The organism is Paludibaculum fermentans (assembly GCF_015277775.1).
GTDB lineage: Bacteria > Acidobacteriota > Terriglobia > Bryobacterales > Bryobacteraceae > Paludibaculum > Paludibaculum fermentans.
Genome location: NZ_CP063849.1, coordinates 4,171,915 through 4,190,527, shown reverse-complemented (window position 1 = coordinate 4,190,527; position 18,613 = coordinate 4,171,915). Strand labels below are relative to the sequence as shown.

The 18,613-nt window shown below is 62.7% G+C and carries 15 protein-coding genes; 12 read left to right on the top strand and 3 right to left on the bottom strand.

Annotated features, from left to right (window positions below; all coding sequences use genetic code 11):
- Window positions 1–575 precede the first annotated feature (575 nt).
- The 4 genes from IRI77_RS16375 to IRI77_RS16360 all read left to right on the top strand — a co-directional run bounded on the left by IRI77_RS16375 (window position 576) and on the right by IRI77_RS16360 (window position 5,558).
- Entirely contained in the window at window positions 576–2,606 is a 2,031-nt protein-coding gene (locus IRI77_RS16375) for an RHS repeat protein (protein WP_194453114.1), read from the top strand.
- A 201-nt stretch (window positions 2,607–2,807) separates the two neighbouring features.
- Window positions 2,808–3,194 (top strand): hypothetical protein, encoded by a 387-nt coding sequence (locus IRI77_RS16370; protein ID WP_194453113.1) that lies wholly within the window; start codon window positions 2,808–2,810, stop codon window positions 3,192–3,194.
- 1,309 nt (window positions 3,195–4,503) lie between these two features.
- Window positions 4,504–4,872, top strand: a complete 369-nt coding sequence (locus IRI77_RS16365; protein ID WP_194453112.1) for a hypothetical protein — start codon at window positions 4,504–4,506, stop codon at window positions 4,870–4,872.
- Between the two features lie 377 nt (window positions 4,873–5,249).
- Entirely contained in the window at window positions 5,250–5,558 is a 309-nt protein-coding gene (locus tag IRI77_RS16360; protein ID WP_194453111.1) for a hypothetical protein, read from the top strand.
- 253 nt (window positions 5,559–5,811) lie between these two features.
- Here the strand turns inward: IRI77_RS16360 and IRI77_RS16355 are convergent, their stop codons facing one another.
- Window positions 5,812–6,186 carry a CTP-dependent riboflavin kinase gene (locus IRI77_RS16355; RefSeq protein WP_228486763.1) on the bottom strand — a complete coding sequence of 125 codons (375 nt, stop codon included), beginning with the start codon at window positions 6,184–6,186 and terminating at the stop codon, window positions 5,812–5,814.
- A gap of 256 nt (window positions 6,187–6,442) precedes the next feature.
- Between IRI77_RS16355 and eat the strand changes: the two genes are divergently transcribed.
- The 4 genes from eat to IRI77_RS16335 are packed head-to-tail and all read left to right on the top strand — an operon-like array spanning window position 6,443 to window position 11,920.
- Complete coding sequence (gene eat / locus IRI77_RS16350) at window positions 6,443–7,852, top strand: ethanolamine permease (protein WP_194453110.1); 1,410 nt, start codon at window positions 6,443–6,445, stop codon at window positions 7,850–7,852.
- Complete coding sequence (locus tag IRI77_RS16345) at window positions 7,849–9,138, top strand: ethanolamine ammonia-lyase subunit EutB (protein WP_194453109.1); 1,290 nt, start codon at window positions 7,849–7,851, stop codon at window positions 9,136–9,138. The genes eat and IRI77_RS16345 overlap by 4 nt, the downstream gene beginning before the upstream one ends.
- A complete protein-coding gene (eutC, locus tag IRI77_RS16340; protein WP_194453108.1) occupies window positions 9,123–9,806 on the top strand; it encodes an ethanolamine ammonia-lyase subunit EutC in 684 nt (227 codons plus the stop codon). Before IRI77_RS16345 ends, eutC begins: the two co-directional genes overlap by 16 nt.
- Window positions 9,807–9,853: 47 nt before the next feature.
- A complete protein-coding gene (locus IRI77_RS16335; RefSeq protein WP_194453107.1) occupies window positions 9,854–11,920 on the top strand; it encodes a hypothetical protein in 2,067 nt (688 codons plus the stop codon).
- 15 nt (window positions 11,921–11,935) lie between these two features.
- On the opposite strand, the gene IRI77_RS16330 is transcribed toward IRI77_RS16335, so the two are convergent.
- Both IRI77_RS16330 and IRI77_RS16325 read right to left on the bottom strand, forming a co-directional pair.
- Window positions 11,936–12,337: a hypothetical protein gene (locus IRI77_RS16330; RefSeq protein WP_194453106.1), complete on the bottom strand. Its 402-nt coding sequence runs from the start codon at window positions 12,335–12,337 to the stop codon at window positions 11,936–11,938.
- 44 nt (window positions 12,338–12,381) lie between these two features.
- Complete coding sequence (locus IRI77_RS16325; protein ID WP_194453105.1) at window positions 12,382–13,614, bottom strand: cation:proton antiporter; 1,233 nt, start codon at window positions 13,612–13,614, stop codon at window positions 12,382–12,384.
- A 314-nt stretch (window positions 13,615–13,928) separates the two neighbouring features.
- Between IRI77_RS16325 and IRI77_RS16320 the strand changes: the two genes are divergently transcribed.
- The 4 genes from IRI77_RS16320 to IRI77_RS16305 all read left to right on the top strand — a co-directional run bounded on the left by IRI77_RS16320 (window position 13,929) and on the right by IRI77_RS16305 (window position 18,585).
- Complete coding sequence (locus IRI77_RS16320; RefSeq protein WP_194453678.1) at window positions 13,929–15,302, top strand: ammonium transporter; 1,374 nt, start codon at window positions 13,929–13,931, stop codon at window positions 15,300–15,302.
- 12 nt (window positions 15,303–15,314) lie between these two features.
- Window positions 15,315–15,653, top strand: a complete 339-nt coding sequence (locus IRI77_RS16315) for a P-II family nitrogen regulator (protein WP_194453104.1) — start codon at window positions 15,315–15,317, stop codon at window positions 15,651–15,653.
- Window positions 15,625–18,117, top strand: a complete 2,493-nt coding sequence (locus IRI77_RS16310) for a [protein-PII] uridylyltransferase family protein (protein WP_194453103.1) — start codon at window positions 15,625–15,627, stop codon at window positions 18,115–18,117. Before IRI77_RS16315 ends, IRI77_RS16310 begins: the two co-directional genes overlap by 29 nt.
- Before the next feature lie 63 nt (window positions 18,118–18,180).
- Window positions 18,181–18,585: a YybH family protein gene (locus tag IRI77_RS16305; protein ID WP_194453102.1), complete on the top strand. Its 405-nt coding sequence runs from the start codon at window positions 18,181–18,183 to the stop codon at window positions 18,583–18,585.
- The last annotated feature ends 28 nt before the right edge of the window (window positions 18,586–18,613 follow it).

Genomic DNA, 18,613 nt, shown 5'->3' with positions numbered 1-18,613 from the left:
CCGAGACATCCAGAATCACTTCGATCCCGGCAAGGGCTCGGTTGGAGATTGGTTAGCAACAGGCCCGGATGCAGCGGCGGCTGCAGCAGCAACCGGTTTTTCAGGTTCAGGGATTGCACAGTTCCTAAAATCGCTGACCGGGGGCTGCTAGTGCTTTGGACGTTATTGCTTGGCATCTGCTTCCTTGTGGCGATAGCCGGAGCGGTCAATTCGGCTGAGGCTGCGGCGGCCAACTGGGTCGGTTTTGCTCTCGCTATCGTCGCTGGATCGGCGGTCGGAGCGTGTTGCGTGTGGACGTTGACAAGGATCGCAAGCAAGGTTGCAGCAAACGCGGCAGGGTTGAGTTCAACGCGAGTCCGCGAGCGATACCTCGGAGTGTTGTACGCCTCCACCGTGCTTTGGATGACCGTCGCAGCGATCACAAGCGGATGGCTTGCGACCGCCTTCATCAGGCTTGTGAAGTGATGCGGACACAGTATTCATTGACAAATGGCAACCACGGTGCTGCGCACCGGCTGAAGAGGTGATATATCACGCCCATATGGGGCAGGATGCCGAACAGGATGCTGAGGGCAATGCTTAAGGCGCCAGTTTGCCTCAGCTACAACATCGGCGGAACCGTGGTGAAATCGCAGACTGTGGGCGGGATCGCCGTGGACTATTCGATGACGTCGGCCAGCCACTACACGATGCCTTCGGTGGTGACCCCGAATGGCGAGTCAAATCTGGCGAGCAGCAGCCAGTTCAATACCTTTCTGGGGCTGAGTTCGACGACGGGGCCGAACTCGGCGACCGCGGCGTTCACCTATGATTCAATGACCCGGCCGTCGACCACCACGTCGGCGCTTGGGGCGGTGACGAATTACGCGTACACCAATGCCGTTGTCGCTGGACCCTCATCCACGCTGGCGACCAGCACGGCAACGACCAATGGGAAGTGGGTACGGACGACGGTCGATGGTTTGGGCAGACCGGTGAAGGTGGAACGCGGCAATGGCAGCACCGTTGTGTCGATTGTCGATACCGAGTACGGGCCGTGCGCGTGCTCTGCCGTGGGCAAGGTGAAGCGGGTATCGCAGCCTTATGTCACGGGCGGAACGGTCTACTGGACGCAGTACGAGTATGACGCGCGGGGCCGAACGACGAAGGTGACTCCGCCGTTGAATGCCGGCTACACGACCTATCTCTATGTTGGCAACACGGTGAAGGTGACCGATCCAGCAGGCCGCTACAAGATCCACACGGTGGATGTGATGGGGAACCTGACGAAGGTTTCGGAGAAGAATCCGGCCGGCGGATCGGATCTGGACACCTTCTACACGTACAACATGGCGGACAAGCTGACGCAGGTGTCGATGACTCGCGGATCGACAACGCAGTTGCGGACGTTTGGGTATGACTCGGCATTCCGGCTGCAGACGGAGACGAAGCCGGAGACGGGCACCACCACCTACACGTATGACTCGATGGGACGGCTGGCGACCAAGGTGGACGCGAAGAACCAAAAGGTCGAGAATGTCTATGACGCGTATGGACGCGTGACGATGGTGAAGCGGTATCCGGTGTCGACTGGGGCGGAAGACGTGAACCAGCGGACTACGAACACGTACGACTACGACGGAGCCGGTTCTTCCACGCGCAACATCTGGGGGCGGTTGGCTGCCGTATCGATTCCGAACGCGGTGACGGAGCACTATAGCTACACGGCGGCGGGGCTGCTGACGAGCAAGGCTTCTGACTTCGGCGGGACTTCGTACATGACGCCGACGGTCGACTACTCTTATGACAACGAGGGCAAGGTGACCCAGTTGGTCTACCCGCAATACGGGCGCCAGAACACCCCCACGACTTACGACATCTTCCCGAGGCTGACGTTGAACTACGGCTACGACGCGATGGGCCAACTGCAGAAGGTCACGTCGGGCAGCGGCCCGGGCGTGGACTTGGTGAACTCAGCCACTTACAATCCCGCGGGGCAAATGCTTTCATCGATGCGGGCCACTTCAGTCAGCGTGGCTTACCCGACGGATCTGCCTACGGGTGCGAGCCTGGGGTTGGAGACGTTCCAATACAACGGCCGGAATCAGTTGACGGAGCAGACGGGCCTGGGCACGGACATCAATTACTGGTACTCGTCGACAGCCAACGATGGGCGGCTGGCGCAGAAGCACAACTGGGTGACGGGGGAAGAAGAGAATTACACGTATGACCCGTTGGGGCGGAGGGCGAGTCCGCATGAAGGCGTGTATTGCGCTGTTCCTGTTCCTTTACGGGTTCGTCGGAACCCTGCTTGGGCTCTTGCTTCAGTTCTTCTGGATTGCGTCCCAGAAGGCGCTGCCAGGCGATCTGACTTTCTGGTTGACGGTGTTTGTTATCCATGGTGGCGTGCTGTGCGCTACGTTTCAGATCTATCCGAGCCGGGAGTTCTGGAGTCCGGTTGTGGCTCCGACGCGAACCAATGTCCGGATTGCGCGGCTGCTCTTCCTCGTGGCGATCGTCCATCTCCTGTTTCGATTCGTGGCGCCGGTTGTGGCAGGGCGCGGGAACGATCCTCTTGCTGTTTGGATGGTCATATCCTGCATCGATGGCCTCTTCTTATTGAGTAGTGTTTACATTACGATCCATTGGGGGCTTCGGCCGGAGAACCTCTTCTCTCCCCCGGTGCTGCGTTTTTTGTCGAATCCCTTGTTTGCGATGGGCCGTTTGGCTTACCAGGCTCTATGGAAACCGCGGAGGGGGTGACGGCCAAGGGTCGCGACGGACGGTTGAGTTTTGCCGGGATAGACTGAATTCGAGAGGTGAGAAGGATGGCAGCAAACGAAACGCTTTCCATGCGAGCGCTTTTCAAGTTCCTTCTCCCTTTGATGGGTATCTGCATGACCTCGGTGCTCCTGTTCGGAAACGAGCAAAAGGCCTGGGCCGTGTTCCCCGCAGTTCTCATCGCTTTGTATCTCAGCGCGGCCGATATCCGCCTGGAGGGAGAGCATCGCTACTACCGGCATTTCGTCTCATGGGGAAAGCTGCCAGACGACGTCGTCGATGTGCGCTGTTCCTTGCTGCCCGCCCTTGGATACGTCAGGTTCCGGCTTTCCTGCCGCCGTTTGGGCTTCTGTTCTTCATCGTTGAGAGAGGTTCCGGGCGATTCGTTCCGTTTCGGAGAACCGCATTTATGTCGAGCATGCTCCCCTCTATGAGGCGGGGCGAAGTGAGCCTTCGAAGCCATGGTAATGCTCAACCGGGCAAGGCAGGCAAGGCGGCCCGATTCACAACTGTGCTCAGCCCTGTGGCCGGGCTGCTGGCCGGAGTATTGATACGGGTTCCCTGGCAAAGCTGGGCTGTGCCTATGAACGACAGCCTTCTTTCGCGTTATGTGCGGATGCAACAGCATCCTGCCGCCCTTTGTCTTTATTCAGTTGCCCTGGTTGCGCTCACGATGGGAAATCGACGTCGTCCTGCGGTCAGCTTCGCATTGACATTTCTGTTGGGGACGGTTGTGGCACGGCTCGTCCAGGGGTCCATGCCGGGCTAGCGGGGAGCTGCGAATCCTGGATCATGGAATCGGATACACCTATGTGGGAAATGACCTGCTCACTCTTCTTGATCCATCGGGTCTCCAAGCGCCGGCTCCCGTCGCGCAGGGCTGCCCATGGTGAGGGCATGGCCTCTTGTTTGACACCGGCTGGGATGGTTCCAGCATCCATTGCCAGCAGCCTTCCGGAGCGAACGGCGGGGGGCTATTGAATACGTTTTCAAAGGGGAAAGTGCTATATGAGGTTTCCGTCTATGGTGTGGGGCTCATCGCTTGTCCCTAGATCATCCACTTAGCCGAGGTGACACCGTTCGAGGAGTTCTCGGCGTTTTGTCAACAATTTGCATCCTTGCCCTGATGGTGGAGCCTTCGGTTCATCTTTGGGCGGTCAAGCTGGTCATTTTTGGGACCCTCACGGCGTTCTGTGTGTTGACAGCCAAAGACAAGAAAGGAGTAGCGCTAGGGATCCTCGTCGTGATTGCGGCTCGATTGGCCTTTGGAGTTGGGATGATTGCGTTGAGGTCCGTCCGCTGACCCTTCTATCGGGTAAGGGCACTGCGAATTTCGAGCAGGTGCTGTTACTGAATGAGAAGGGAGGCTGGGCCCTGACAGACCGGACATTGATCCGATTTCGAACGACACCGTGAAGCCGGCTGTGCGATGAGGCAACGGTGCTGAGTATCCGATGGCCGAACCGAACGTTGTCCGGCTGGCAGCGGGCCGGGCGGTGGCCTGGTGAACTCGGCCTCTTGCCAGGCTTGGCGGCGTGCCGTGGATCTGCGTAGTGGTTGTTGGCTCTGGGCGAGGCCCTCATTGGCAGGTGCGCAAGGTGCGGGTTTTGCGATTGCGACACGGACCATGCATGCGGAGGTCGGTGAGGGCTGCCGGGCGCTTTGGTGAGGTACGCGACCTCCACGCTTCTGTCCCTGCGGCCGTCAACTAGTCGTGAGAGAACGGACCCATGACGGGGAAGCATGACTCTGTTTCGCTGGCTGGGCGCCGGGCATGTGATCCTTGCGGCTTTCTGCTTTGCAGTTTTTCGGCTCAGCCAGCAGGGGGCCGGGATCCGGGCAGCGGAACTGCGGCCCTTCCGGGTGCTTGGCGCGTTTCTTCTCATTCTTGGGATCGGATTGCTGCTGAAGCAGAGGTGGGCGGGCGGCGTGTTTTGCGTTTATGGATTCGTGTTTTCGGTGTGGCTGATCGGCGGGAGCCTGATGGCGGTCCCCTTCCCGTGGGTGTTAGTGAATCTCCTGTATGGCGGAGTGGTTTTCTGGGCGAGCGCCGCGGTGGTGCGGGCGCTGCTCAGGTCGTTGCGGGCGAGGGCCGGTGTGGGCCTGCATTGAAGGTGTTCGGGTAGCCCGTCGCTCACGCTCTGGGACTGGGGATGGGTGGGTGGCGATGAGCCTCCGGGTGGCCGACCAGGGGGTCGCCCGCCGACCAGGGGGTCCGCCGTCCCACGTGCTCCGGTCCAGTGGCGCTTCCCATCATTTTGGTGGCCCGGGGAGCCAGGGGGACTCCGTTGAAAATCAGGCTGGTGGTTTACGATGAGCCTCCGGGTGGCCGACCAGGGGGTCGCCCGCCGACCAGGGGGTCCGCCGTCCCACGTGTTCCGGTCCAGGGGCGCTTCCCTCCACTTTGGCGGTCAGGGGGGCCGTGGGGGCTCCATTGAGGACCGGGGCTGAGGCCGAGGTGGGGCATTTGTGGATTGGAGGCAACTGACGTGGTGAGCCTATGGGATCTGCTTCTGCTCATGTGCCTTGTCATGCCTGGAATGGGCGCCTACGGCGTGGCGAAGCAGGCGCATGCAAATTGGGCTGGGTACGGGCTGGCTCTGGTCGTGGGCGCCGGCTTGGGCTTCCTCTGCTCCTGGTTGGCGCACAGGTTCGGCGCGATGGTTTTTGCCCGCATCGAAGGGCGCACCGATGTGGTTCAGGAAAGGATCGCCCGGATGGTGTATGCGGGTTTGGGTATCTGGATTCTCTGCAGCCTCGCGCTTGGGATCTGGGCGGCGGAGGTGATGCTGGGGTAGGACTCGTGGAGTTGCAGGGGGTTGAGTGGCGGAAACCCGGGGTACCGTTTCCTTTGCCGGGCAGGCTCTTTGCGGGGCTGCCGGGTCCCGATGGCGAGGCTCGCCGGGGTCGAGATCGGATCCAGAGTGCACGGGGCCTGAAACAGGGTTCGTGTCCTACGCGGCGTACCCGCGCCGGGTGGGGCCGGAGCCTCTCGCGGGTATTGATCCACGATTGACATTGGGTGCGGCGTACCCGAGCGGGCGGTCCGGGCTATGGAATCTCGACTTCGATCGGATCGCCATCCCGCAGTGAATAGGCATCGCGCAGGCCTAAGTCCGTGGCGATTTCGATGAGGTTGCGCGGATGGTGGCCGGTTCCGATTTCGTTCTGGTCTGTGAGGAGGAGGAAGGCGGGCCGTCCGAGAATGAGGCAGGGCACGATGTTCACAGAGACGCGGCCGCCATACTCATGCGCTTCCGGGCGAAGGGGATTGGGTGGCAGCGAATCAGACTCGGGTAGCTCAAGGTTGAGAGTGCCGGAGTAGAGGTGCATGCCGGTCTTGCGCTCGTAGTGGTCCCCCAGTTGTCCGATCCAGTAGCCGAAGATGCCCAAACCGCTTACTGGTTTGCAGTACAGGAGTGGCATTTCGCCAGGCTCGTCGAGGGATTCCGGCTGGCGCGCGCCCGTTAGAAGCCTGGGCGGGGTCTGGTTGCCTGGATTCGGGCTTGTCAGCCGCTGGCGCGGGTCTTGCTGGATTTCCGCCACGGAGTGCCAGCGCGACTGGGGCTGCCGGCACGGGTTCGGGGCGTACTGAATCGAACCCAACCGTGCGCCCCCGCTGTTCCGCTATCCTAAGCGAAAGTCCTTCGCACCGCGACGTGCCGTCGTTTCTGGAGTAACTTTGAAAACCACCTACACGGCCGCCGACGCGGCCTATCTGGAACAACGCCAACTCCGCCGCCATGCGCGCGTCCTGCACCTGTGGGCGCTTGGCGTTGGCGCCGTCATTTCCGGCGACTTCTTCGGCTGGAACTTCGGTCTCGCCGCCGGCGGATTCGGCGGCATGCTCGTCGCGGTCGTCATCGTCACGCTGATGTACTCCGGCCTGTGCTTCTCGATCGCGGAGATGTCTCCGGCCCTGCCTCATACCGGCGGAGCCTACTCGTTCGCGCGCACGGCCATGGGCCCGTGGGGCGGCTACATCACCGGGCTCGCCGAGAATATGGAGTACATCCTCACCCCCGCGGTCATTGTCGTGGGCATCGGCGGCTACCTGGGCGCCATTTTCGGCACTCCGCGTGAATTCGCGCCGCTGTGGTGGCTTGCCTGCTATGCCGTGTTCGTCGCCCTGAACGTGTGGGGTGTTGAACTCTCCTTCCGCTTCTCCGTCGTCATCACCCTGGCCGCGCTGGCTGTCCTGCTGGTCTTCTGGATCGGCGCCATGCCCCACTTCGACCTCGCCCGGTGGTCCGGCGACTGGTTCCCGGTTGGCGGCGCCGGTGTCTTATCCGCCATGCCCTTTGCGCTGTGGTTCTATCTCGCCATTGAGCAACTGCCGCTGGCGGCGGAGGAGAGTCACGATCCCAAGCGCGACATGCCTCGCGGACTGCTGTGGGGTCTCGCCACCCTGGTCCTCTGCGCCTTCCTCACGCTGTTCCTCAGCGCCGGCATTGCCCCCGGAGCCAAGGCCGTGGGCGCGTCGAGCGAACCACTGTTCCTCGGCTTCCAAACCATTTTCGGCAAAGGAGCCGGCACCCGCGTCCTCTCGCTGGTCGCCTGCACCGGCCTCATCGCCAGCTTCCACACGATCATCTTTGCCTACGGACGCCAGATCTATTCGCTGTCCCGCGCCGGCTACTTCCCCCGCTGGCTCTCGGTCACTCACGGCCAGCGCCGTACGCCCCACCGGGCCCTTGTGGCCGGAGCCGCTCTTGGTTTCTGCGCCGCCCTGGCGATCCACCTTACGCCGCAGAACAGTCCGGTGGGCGCCATCCTGCTCAACATGGCCGTCTTCGGAGCCGTTCTCGCCTACATCCTGCAGATGGTCTCGTTCCTGATGCTGCGGTCGAAGTTTCCGCTGCTGGAGCGCCCCTACCTGAGCCCGCTGGGCCGCTCCGGCGCCATTCTGGCCATGCTGATCGCCGCCGTCACGCTGCTGGCCCTGTTCTTCAATTCGGAGTACAACAAAGGCGTGTGGGGCGCGGCCGTGTGGTTCTTCCTGGGCATCCTCTACTTCTGGCTGCACGCGCGTCATCGCCTGATCCTGGCCCCGGAAGAGGAGTTCGCGGCGCAAGCCGGAGAGGAAGCATGAACCTGAGGGAACTGCTGGCCCGGGCGTCGCCGCTGCGCTCCGGCGACCAACTGGCCGGCCTGGCCGCCGAGACCGCGGAACAGCGTGTGCGCGCCCAGATGCAACTGGCCGAGGTCCCGCTGCGTCGGTTTCTGAACGAACCCGTGATCCCGTACGAGTCCGACGAGGTGACGCGCCTCATCTGCGATTCGCACGATGCGGCGGCTTTCGCGCCGATCGCGCATCTTACCGTCGGCGGCTTTCGCGACTGGCTGCTCTCCGAGGCTGCCGATGGACAGACCCTCGCCGCCCTCTCACCCGGGCTCACGCCGGAGATGGCGGCCGCCGTCTCCAAGATCATGCGGCTGCAGGATCTCGTCAGTGTGGCTGCCAAGCGCCGGGTCGTCACCCACTTCCGGACCACCATCGGGCTGCCGGGCCGGCTGGCCACGCGTCTCCAGCCGAACCACCCTACGGACGATCCCAAGGGCATCGCCGCCAGTGTGCTGGATGGTCTCTCGTATGGCAACGGCGACGCCGTGATCGGCATCAATCCGGCGACCGACAATGTCACGGTCGTGCACAACCTGCTGCGCCTGCTCGACGACATGCGGCAGGCCTATGCCATCCCCACGCAGAACTGCGTGCTGGCGCATGTCACGACGCAGATGCAGGCGCTGCAGCGGGGAGCGCCCATCGACCTCGTCTTCCAGTCCATCGCCGGGACGGAGGCCGCCAACACCAGCTTCGGCGTGAACCTCGCCCTGCTCGACGAAGCGTGGCAGGCCGCCCGCGAACTGCGGCGCGGCGAGAACGTCATGTACTTCGAAACGGGGCAGGGCAGCGCCCTCTCCGCCAATGCGCATCACGGCGTCGATCAGCTCACCTGCGAGGCCCGCGCCTACGCTGTCGCCCGGCGCTACGAGCCCCTGCTGGTCAATACCGTCGTCGGCTTCATCGGCCCGGAGTACCTTTACGACGGCAAGCAGATCCTGCGGGCCGGACTGGAGGACCACTTTTGCGGCAAGCTCCTGGGGCTGCCGATGGGCTGCGACGTCTGCTACACCAACCATGCCGAAGCCGACCAGGATGACATGGACGCCCTGCTGACCATGCTGGGTGTCGCGGGCGTCAACTACATCATGGGCGTGCCCGGGGCGGACGATATCATGCTGCACTACCAGAGCACCAGCTTCCACGATGCGCTGTACCTGCGCTCCACGCTGGGCCTGAAACCGGCGCCGGAGTTCGAAGCCTGGCTCGAGTCGCAGCCGACCCTGACACCAAACCAATGGCTATTGACCTGAGAGCCTTCACCAACGCGCGGGTCGCCCTGGGCCGGGCCGGTCACAGCCTGCCCACGGCCGAGCTGCTGCGCTTCCAGTTGGATCATGCCCGCGCCCGGGACGCCGTGCACCAGGCTTTGGATCCGTGCCACCTGCCGCCGCATGTCCTGTTGCGCAGCGCCGCGCTCGATCGGGCCACTTACCTGCGCCGTCCGGATCTCGGCCGCCGTCTGAGTTCCGACTCCGCCGGGCTGCTGGCTCCGGGTGAGTATGACGCGGCCCTTATCGTGGCCGATGGCTTGTCTGCCGTCGCTGTCGAACGCCACGCTCGGCCGTTGCTGGCAGCCTTACTGCCGAAGCTGGAAGGCTGGCGGCTGCCGCCGCTGCATGTCGTGCTCCAGGGCCGCGTCGCCATCGGCGATGAGATCGGCCAGCGGCTGGGCGCCGCGCTGGTTGTGCTGCTGATCGGCGAGCGGCCCGGGCTCACCTCGCCTGACAGTCTCGGTATCTATCTGACTTGGGCGCCGCGGGCCGGACGCACCGACGCCGAGCGCAACTGTATATCCAATGTCCGCCCGGAGGGGCTCGATTATGCCCTCGCCGCCCACAAGCTCCACTTTCTCATGCAGGAGGCTCGCGCCCGCCGTTTGTCGGGCGTGGCGCTGAAGGAGGACGCGCTGCTGTTGTGACACGGAGGCGCGACTCTGATAGATTCCCCCTGGAGTCATTTTTTCTCATGGATCGCAGGAAATTCTTGACCATTTCGGCCATCACCGCGGCAACGGCCGCGGCCGCCGACGGATCGAAGCTTGGCGTTTGGAAGACTTTGGGCAAGCTCGGAGAAGAAGATGGGGCAACGCCGGTCGATGGCGCCAAGTGGTATTCGGCGGAAGCGGCCGGTGATGGGATGGCCTTTGAGTTCAAGCCCGGCACACTGCTGCGCCAGCGCTGCCTCGCCGCCGACATGCTGCTGGATGGCCGCGAACTGGCCGTGTTCCAGATCACCCTTGGGGAAGGCGCGAAGGGTCGCGAGCTGACCTTCCGTTTTGGCGCGCTGAATCAATGCTCCTTCCGGATGCGATTGGACCTCGCCCTGGTCGACCAGAGCCAGTGGATGTCCGACCGCGACGGCGCGTTTCTCAAGCCCACCTTCGGAGGGGACCGGGTTGACCTGGCCAAGGTCGATCGTCTCGCCTTCACCATCCTGCGCAAGGGCCCTCAACCGGTCCGCTGGTGCATGACCGACCTGCGTATCCTGCCCAACCTGCCGCCCAAGCTCACAGAGCCGGTGCTGCCCAAGGGCGTCCTGCTGGACGAGTTCGGGCAAAGCGTCCTGCTGGAGTGGCCGGCCAAGACGCGTACGGCCGAGGAGTTGAAGGCGCGCATCAAAGGACAGTTGGATGCGGCGCCAGGTCAGAGCTGGCCTGAGGGGTTCTCGAAGTGGGGCGGCTGGAAGGCTCGGAAGCTGACTGAGCCCACTGGCTGGTTCCGCACGAAACAGCAGGATGGCCGCTGGTGGCTGGTGGATCCCGACGGGTACGCCTTCTGGTCGGCCGGCATCGACTGCGTGCGCGTCGATGTTGACGCCCGGGTCGACGGGATCCAGGCTGCCCTGAAGTGGCTGCCGGAACTGCCCGAGTACGCCGATGCCGTCCGCAACGGCGACCGCCAGCGCAGTGGTTCCAAAACCGTTAACTATTTGGCCGCCAACATGATCCGGGCGCTGGGCCGCGAAGGCTGGCGCGACAAATGGGCCCGTATCACGCTGGCCGAGCTGAAGCGCCTGCGGTTTAACACGGTGGGCAACTGGAGTGAGTGGGAGTTCGCCGCCAAGGCGGCTTTCCCCTATGTCCGGCCCATGAGCTTCCGCGGCACCCGCTGCGGCATGGTCTACCGGGACTTTCCGGACGTCTTCCATGCCGCGTTTGAGCAGGACGCGGCAGAGTACGCCGCCGAGCTCAAGAGCACGGCCAACGATCCGGCCCTGATCGGCTACTTTCTCATGAATGAGCCCACCTGGGCGTTCTCGTCGGAACTGCCGGCGGTGGGGATGCTCTACAACGCCAGCATCTGCGCCACGCGCCAGGAACTGGTGCGCTTCCTGCGCGGGAAGTACGACAGCGACGCCGCGATCTCGAAGGCCTGGAACACTGCGGTTGTGTTTGACAAGGTGGCCCAGGGGAAGTGGCAGGGGGTGCTGCCGCCGGAAGCCATGCCGGACCTGCGAGCGTTCAGCGCGGTGATGGTTGAGCGCTACTTCCAGACGATCTCCAAGGCCTGCAGGCAGGTGGATCCCAATCACCTGAACTTAGGCATGCGCTGGCAGGGCGTGCCGGAAGATTGGGCCGTGCCCGGCATGAAGTCCTTTGATGTCTTCAGCATGAATTGCTACCAGGAGAAGGTGCCGGCGGAGACGGTGAACAAGATTCACAGCCTGGTGAAGATGCCGGTGATGGTGGGCGAATGGCACTTCGGCGCGCTCGACGTGGGCTTGCCGGCCTCCGGCATCGGTCATTTGAAGAACCAGGAAGACCGCGGCAAGGCCTATCGCTACTACCTGGAGGATGCCGCCGCCCAGCCGAACTGCGTGGGTGTTCACTGGTTCACCCTATACGACGAAAGCGCCCTGGGGCGCTTCGATGGGGAGAACTACAATATCGGCTTCCTGGACGTCTGCAACCGCGCCTATGAGGAACTGGGGCGGGCGGCCATCAGCAGTCACGAACGGATGTACACAGTGGCGGCCGGCCAGGACAAGCCCTTTGCCGACGCACCGCGCCATCTGCCCAAACTGTTCCTGTAACCGCCCGCTGGAGAACTACTTGAGGGCCTTCTTGGCCTTCTTGACGTCGTCGTCGGCGACCTGGATCAGGACGGCGAACTTGCCGTCGCCGGTGCTGAGGGCCTGGGCGGCGCGAACGGAGATGCCGGCCGCGGCCAGTTTCGCCAGCGATTCGGCGACGGTGCCGGGCTGGTCGGCGCCGGCGACGTAGAGCGAGCTCTGCTTGGCGCTGACTTCCAGCCCCAGCTTCTTGGCTGCCTTGGTGAACGCCTTCGGGTCGGTGGGCGCGATGTCCAACTGAGCCTTCTTGCCTTTCACGGGATAACCCCAGAAGGCCAACATGTTGATGCCCGCATCCTTGAGGGAGGTCAGGAGTTTGGCCCCTTCACCGGGCTTGTTGGCGACGGTGAGGGAGAAGTAGGTAACGATCTCTGCCATGGTAAATCCTTTGAAATGAGCCTTTGACGATTGTAGCGCTTTGTTCATCCCAGGCGGACATGCGGCTGATCATCTTCGCCGGCGGGGCCGGTGACCGCCAGGTCGCGGTAGGCGAAGCTGAGCAGGGGAGGGGCCACGATCGTCGTCATCACCGCCATGAAGACGGCGATTCCGTAGACCTCCTGGCTGATGTTGCCTTTGCTGAGGCCCACCTGCGCCACCACCATGCCGACTTCGCCGCGGGGCACCATGCCGAGTCCAATCCTGGTTGCATCCTTGAGGCCCAGTCCGTAGGCGCCCAAGCCGCAGCCCACGGCTTTGGATACGACCGCCGCCAGCAGGATCACCACCGCCAGCCCGAGGGTCGAAGGGCTGGAGAAGATGCGCAGGTCCAGTTGCAGTCCGATGGAGGCCAGGAAGAACGGGATCATCAACTCGCCCGCGCCCTGCACCAGGGTGTGCAGCCGGTGCGAGGCGATCTCGGCCAGGGCCATGCCCGCCAGGAAGGCTCCGACGATGGCGGCCACACCGGAGTAGGTCGCCAGCAGGGCCATGATGAACAGGAAGCAGACCGCGATGGCGAATTCACCCTCCTGGGCGCGTGATTTCTCCATCATCTTAGGCAGGACGATGTTGACGGTCCTGGTTCCGAACTTGGCCACCGCGACCACGAAGCCGATCGAGACAACGGCTGTTGTGGCCAGGCCCAGGAAGTCGATGCCTTTTCCTTCGCCCATTGACGAAACCACAGCCAGTACCAGCAGGCCCAGCACGTCGTCGATCACCGCCGCCGCGAGGATGATCTGGGCTGTGCGGTGTTTCAGTAAGCCCTTGCCTGCCAGCACTTGGGCGGTGATGCCGACGCTGGTGGCGACCATCGCCGCACCCATGAAGATCGATTCCAGGTGGGGATGCCCGGCGCCCAGCATGATCGCCCAGCCCAGGATGAACGGCAGGATGACGCCTAGCATGGCGACGATCATGGCTGTCTTGCCGGCACGCATCAGTTCGGTTGCCTTCACCTCCAGGCCGACCTGGAAGAGAAGGAACATCACGCCCAGTTCGGCCAGCGCGTGGAGCAGGCTGTCGTACTGGATCCAGCCCAGCGCCGAGGGGCCGATCAGGATGCCCGCCAGCAGTCCACCGACGATTCCCGGCATCCGCAACCGCTCCGCCAGCTCCGCCAGCAGCTTGGCCGAGCCGAAGACGATGAGCATTTGCAGGGGCAGATGGATCGGGTCCGGTGTGCCGGCCGGCACTGGTGAAGGGGTGTTCATCTTCCTACTATCTTAGGGTTATCAGGTCCTCGCCGCGCACTTGTATCCCGCTGAAATCAGGCAATAAAAATTTTCACTGACCTTCAGAAGATTTATCTGTTAGTCAGCCCATGTGCCGCAGTGTACGATGAGAAACCAAACCCCCGTCTGGTTTCTCAGGCCGACTCCCGTACTGTCTCTCTCGTCGACGTCGATTCGTTTGCCGTTCCTGGGCGAGGCTGTTCGCGACGCCCCAAGTAAGAGCACCGCTAAACCGTGTCCACTCCCGCGAGTGGCACGAGAGGAGAAGTGAAATAGTGTTCAGAAAGATCCTGATGGGCGTATCCGCCCTCGCCCTATCTACTGGCCTCGTGCTGGCGCAAGCGCCTGCGAGTGTCGATCAGAAACTCGAAGCCCTGGATGCCGCGGTAAAGTCGGCGCAAACATCCGGGGACAACGCCTGGATGCTCGTCAGCTGCGCCCTGGTGCTGTTGATGACCGGACCGGGCCTGGCTCTCTTTTATGGCGGGTTGGTGAGAAGCAAGAACGTCCTGGGCACGATGATGCACAGCTTCATCCTGATGGCCCTGGCAACTGTCCTGTGGGCCGTGGTTGGCTACAGCCTGGCCTTTAGCGAAGGCAATGCCTTCGTTGGCGGATTCAAGTACATATTCCTTCATGGGGTAGGCGTTGACCCGAACCCGGACTACGCCGCCACCATTCCGCAGTTGACGTTCATGGCGTTCCAATTGATGTTCGCCATCATTACCCCTGCGCTGATCTCCGGCGCGTACGCGGAACGCATTAAGTTCAGCGCGATGCTGGTTTATACGACTTTGTGGCTGCTGATCGTGTACTTCCCCATGGCTCACATGGTGTGGGGCAAGGGCGGCCTTTTGAACGCGTTTCTGGGTGGAAAGATTCCCTGCTTCGACTTCGCCGGCGGCACGGTGGTGCACATCACTTCGGGCATATCGGCCCTGGTGGCGGCGATCTATCTGAAGCCCAGGCAGGGCTACCAGGTGGAACCGATGAGGCCTCACAGTCTGGTGTTGAGCTTCATTGGCGCCTGCCTCCTCTGGTTTGGCTGGTTTGGGTTTAACGCCGGTTCCGCGCTGGGCGCGGGCGGTCTGGCAACCTCGGCCTTCGTTGCGACTCACTTCGGAGCGGCCGCGGCCGCCATCGGCTGGCTTCTGGCGGAATGGTTCCGGTCCGGCAAGCCTTCCGTACTGGGCGGGATTTCGGGTTGTGTGGCGGGTCTGGTCGCCATTACCCCGGCCTCCGGCTTTGTGGATCCCATGTCGGCGCTGATCATCGGCTTCATCGCCGGCGTGTTCTGCTACTTCATGGTGGTGGTCGTAAAGAACAAGTTCGGTTATGACGACTCGCTGGATGCCTTTGGCGTGCACGGCGCGGGCGGAACACTGGGCGCTCTTCTGACGGGTGTCTTTGCTACGAACGCGGTGAACAACGCCCTGAAGGATCCGTCGGGCAAGGCTCTCCCGCTCGGTTTGGTCGACGGCAACGGCGGCCAGATCGTGAATCAGGCAATTGGTGTTGCGATTGCGCTGGTGCTGGGAGCGGTTGGTAGTTTTATCTGTTTGAAGGTTGCAGATTTGACGTGCGGCCTGCGAGCCACCGCCGATCAGGAAGTCGAAGGTCTCGACCTGTCGATGCACGGCGAAGAAGGCTACAATCTGGAGGCCTAGAGAGGTAAGCCCATGAAGAAGATCGAAGCCATTATTCAGCCGTTCAAGCTGGAAGAAGTCAAAGAGGCGCTGAAAGGTATCGGCGTCGATGGAATGACAATCATCGAAGTGCGCGGCCACGGCCGGCAGAAGGGACACAAAGAGGTTTACCGCGGCCAGGAGTATCAGGTTGATCTCCTGCCCAAGGTGAAGATCGAGCTTGTGGTCAGCGATGCCCGGGTAGACGAAATCGTCGCCACGCTGGCCGCCGCTGCGCGCAGCGGTAAGATCGGCGACGGCAAGATCTTCATCCTGCCGGTGGAGAACGCGATTCGAATCCGCAATGACGATCACGGCGAAGCAGCGCTCTAACGACGAGTTCGCGCTTTGGCGCGCGCGCTTTCTTCAGGACGGGAACCCCCAGCCCGTCCTGAAGAATCGCACGGCACTGGTGGATTCACTGGTGCTGGAAGCCTTTTCGCAGGTCATCGCTCCGGTGATCCCGGAGGGGTTGACCCTTTTGGCGGTGGGCGGCTACGGACGTAGGGAGCTCTTTCCCTACTCCGATGTCGACCTGATGTTGCTGGCCCGCCGCGCTTTTGATTCAAAGGAGGCTAAAGCCGCTCTCAGCGAGTTCCTGCGCACGTTGTGGGACGCCGGGTTGCGGGTATCGCACTCGGTGCACACGGTGGAGGAGTGCTCCGCCGTACATGAGGGCAATTTCGAACTGACGGTTTCGCTCTTGGACGAACGGATCCTGACGGGTGACCGGACCCTGTACGCGACGCTGCGCGAGCGCTTCGCCAAGTTCCTCGCGGCCGACCGGCGCGATCTGACACGACGCATGTGCAAGATGGCTCGATCCCGCCATGCGCGTTTCCACAACACGATTTATCGGCTGGAGCCGGATCTCAAAGAGACGCCAGGAGGCCTGCGCGACCTGCAGACCATTCACTGGCTGCGCCTGCTGAAAGACCGCGATGCCGGCTCAGAGAACGGCGGCGACCCGCGACCGGCCGAGTTCCTGGCTTCCGTGCGCTGCTTCCTCCATTTTCGCTCGGGCCGCGACAACAATCTGCTGAACTTCGAATCGCAGGACGAGATTTCGGCGGCGGCGTTCTCTCCGTGGCACGACCCGGCTGAGTGGATGCGGGCCTACTACCGGCATGGCTCCGCCATTCTCCGAAACTGTTTGTACGAGCTTGAGACTTCGGAATCCCAGGACCGCAGCCTGATGGCGAACTTCCGCGACTGGCGTTCCCGCCTGTCGAACTCGGAGTTCACGGTTTCCCGCGATCTGGTCTTCCTACGCAATCCGCACGATCTGGAAGTAGATCCCGAACTGCCGCTGCGCATGTTCCTGTTTGTGGCCCGGCACGGCGTGCCGCTGGCCCGGCAAACCGAGCAGCGGATGATCTCACACCTGCTGGTGTGGTCGCACCACTTCCACGACAAGCCACCGAAGGCTGCGTTCTGGCGCGAGTTTCTCAATCTGCCGCATACGCCGGAGGCGCTACGCGCAATGCGGGCGACCGGATTCCTGTCGGTGATCCTGCCTGAATGGGAACGCATCGATCACCTGGTGGTGCGCGACTTCTATCACCAGTACACAGTGGACGAGCACACGATCGTCACGCTGGAGGTGCTGGCCGGCCTCGCCGAGGCGAAGGAAGGGACGGAGAAACGCTTCGCCGAGATGATGGAGGAGGCCTCCGATCAACTCTGGCTGCTGCGCCTGGCGCTGCTGCTGCACGACATCGGGAAGGGTTCCGGCAACGATCACAGCCAGGAGGCGGTGAAGTTGGGCCGCGAGTTCCTGACCCGCATCGGCGCGTCAGAGCTGGATACAGAGTCTGTCCTTACCATCATTGAAAAGCACCTGATCCTGTCGTCGGCCTTGCAGACGAAAGATTTCGCCGACCCGGCCGTGGCTTCGGCGCTGGCGCACGAGATCAAGACCGCCGAACGGCTGCGCCTGCTCACGCTGCTCACCTTCGCCGATGTCAGCGCCGTGAACTCCACGGCAATGACGCCCTGGCGCATGGAGCAGATCTGGCGGCTGTACCGCATCGTTAACCGCCACCTGACGGGCGAGCTGTCAGCCGAGCCGAGCGACAATCCGCGTGACGCGTATGGGGCGGTGGATCCGCTGCTGGCGGAGTTCCTCGAAGGGCTGCCCAGCCGCTACCTCTGGACCCACACCAAAGAGCAGGCGAAGGCGCATTCGCTGCTCTACAAAGAGGCCAAGGACTCCGGGGCGGATCTCAGCGTGGAGCGCCGCGAAGGCACCTGGCATCTTTCGCTGGTGGCCGCCGACCGGCCGTTCCTCTTTGCCTCGATTGCCGGGGCGCTGTCTTCCTTCGGACTCGACATCCTGAAGGCTGAGGCGTTCTCCAACGCGCATGGCTTTGTCGCGGATGGCTTTGTGTTTGTCGATCCGCACCGGTCGCTGGACCTGAATCCGCCTGAATTGGAGCGGTTGAGGGCCGTGCTGAGGAAGGTCATCACCGGCGCCGTGCGGGTAGATGAGCTGCTGAAGCATCGTCCGGTGAAAGCCCCGCCGAGCAGGCTGGGCGCGATTCAATCCACAGTGGCGCTGGACAACGAGGCCTCGCCTTCCGCCACCATTTTTGAAGTGGTGACGCAGGACAAGCCTGGGTTGCTGCACCTGTTGAGTTCGGCCATCTCGCGCGCCACCGGCAATATCGAGGTGGTGCTGGTGGATACGGAAGCCCACAAGGCGATTGACGTCTTCCACGTCACCAGCGGCGGGGGCAAGTTGAGCCAGGAATCGGCCGAGTCGTTGCGTGACGCCCTGCTGGCTGCCTGCGGTTAAGGTAACTGGGCCCTTGACACCGGTGGAGGCACTGCCCATGCTTCAGGCAAGGAGGGGACCTCGATGCCTGGAGCCGTGGCCCTGGATCCCATCGTCCGCGACCTGCAGTCGCTGGACGAGGAGTTAATGCGGAGCGTCCGCCAGCGCGACTCCGATCGGTTGGTTGAGTTATTCTATGCCGAGGACGCGCAGCTCCAAATCGCTGGCTGTCCCCTAATTCAAGGAAAGGAAGCCATCCACGAATTCTGGATGGCGCTATTCCGGTCGGGGCTCGTGGATGTGAAGGTGGAGACCTCCCAGATCGAGGTGGACCGGAGTATCGCCTACGGAGTGGGGCGCTACGCGCTGACGAGGGAGACCCACCCGGGTTTGCTGCATACGGAACTGGGCAAGTATCTCGTGGTATACCGCAGGCTGGCGGATGGGCGCTGGCGGGCGGTGGTAGATAGCTTTTCTTCTAACTCGTAAGTCCGACTGTTCCGTCCGGTGGTCCGGT

Bases quoted from the DNA above. Each gene is read 5' to 3' on its own strand.
- IRI77_RS16375 (WP_194453114.1), top strand. From the start codon at position 576: ATGCTTAAGGCGCCAGTTTGCCTCAGCTACAACATCGGCGGAACCGTG.
- IRI77_RS16370 (WP_194453113.1), top strand. From the start codon at position 2,808: ATGGCAGCAAACGAAACGCTTTCCATGCGAGCGCTTTTCAAGTTCCTT.
- IRI77_RS16365 (WP_194453112.1), top strand. From the start codon at position 4,504: ATGACTCTGTTTCGCTGGCTGGGCGCCGGGCATGTGATCCTTGCGGCT.
- IRI77_RS16355 (WP_228486763.1), bottom strand. From the start codon at position 6,186: ATGCCACTCCTGTACTGCAAACCAGTAAGCGGTTTGGGCATCTTCGGC.
- IRI77_RS16345 (WP_194453109.1), top strand. From the start codon at position 7,849: ATGAACCTGAGGGAACTGCTGGCCCGGGCGTCGCCGCTGCGCTCCGGC.
- eutC (WP_194453108.1), top strand. From the start codon at position 9,123: ATGGCTATTGACCTGAGAGCCTTCACCAACGCGCGGGTCGCCCTGGGC.
- IRI77_RS16335 (WP_194453107.1), top strand. From the start codon at position 9,854: ATGGATCGCAGGAAATTCTTGACCATTTCGGCCATCACCGCGGCAACG.
- IRI77_RS16330 (WP_194453106.1), bottom strand. From the start codon at position 12,337: ATGGCAGAGATCGTTACCTACTTCTCCCTCACCGTCGCCAACAAGCCC.
- IRI77_RS16325 (WP_194453105.1), bottom strand. From the start codon at position 13,614: ATGAACACCCCTTCACCAGTGCCGGCCGGCACACCGGACCCGATCCAT.
- IRI77_RS16320 (WP_194453678.1), top strand. From the start codon at position 13,929: ATGGGCGTATCCGCCCTCGCCCTATCTACTGGCCTCGTGCTGGCGCAA.
- IRI77_RS16315 (WP_194453104.1), top strand. From the start codon at position 15,315: ATGAAGAAGATCGAAGCCATTATTCAGCCGTTCAAGCTGGAAGAAGTC.
- IRI77_RS16310 (WP_194453103.1), top strand. From the start codon at position 15,625: ATGACGATCACGGCGAAGCAGCGCTCTAACGACGAGTTCGCGCTTTGG.
- IRI77_RS16305 (WP_194453102.1), top strand. From the start codon at position 18,181: ATGCCTGGAGCCGTGGCCCTGGATCCCATCGTCCGCGACCTGCAGTCG.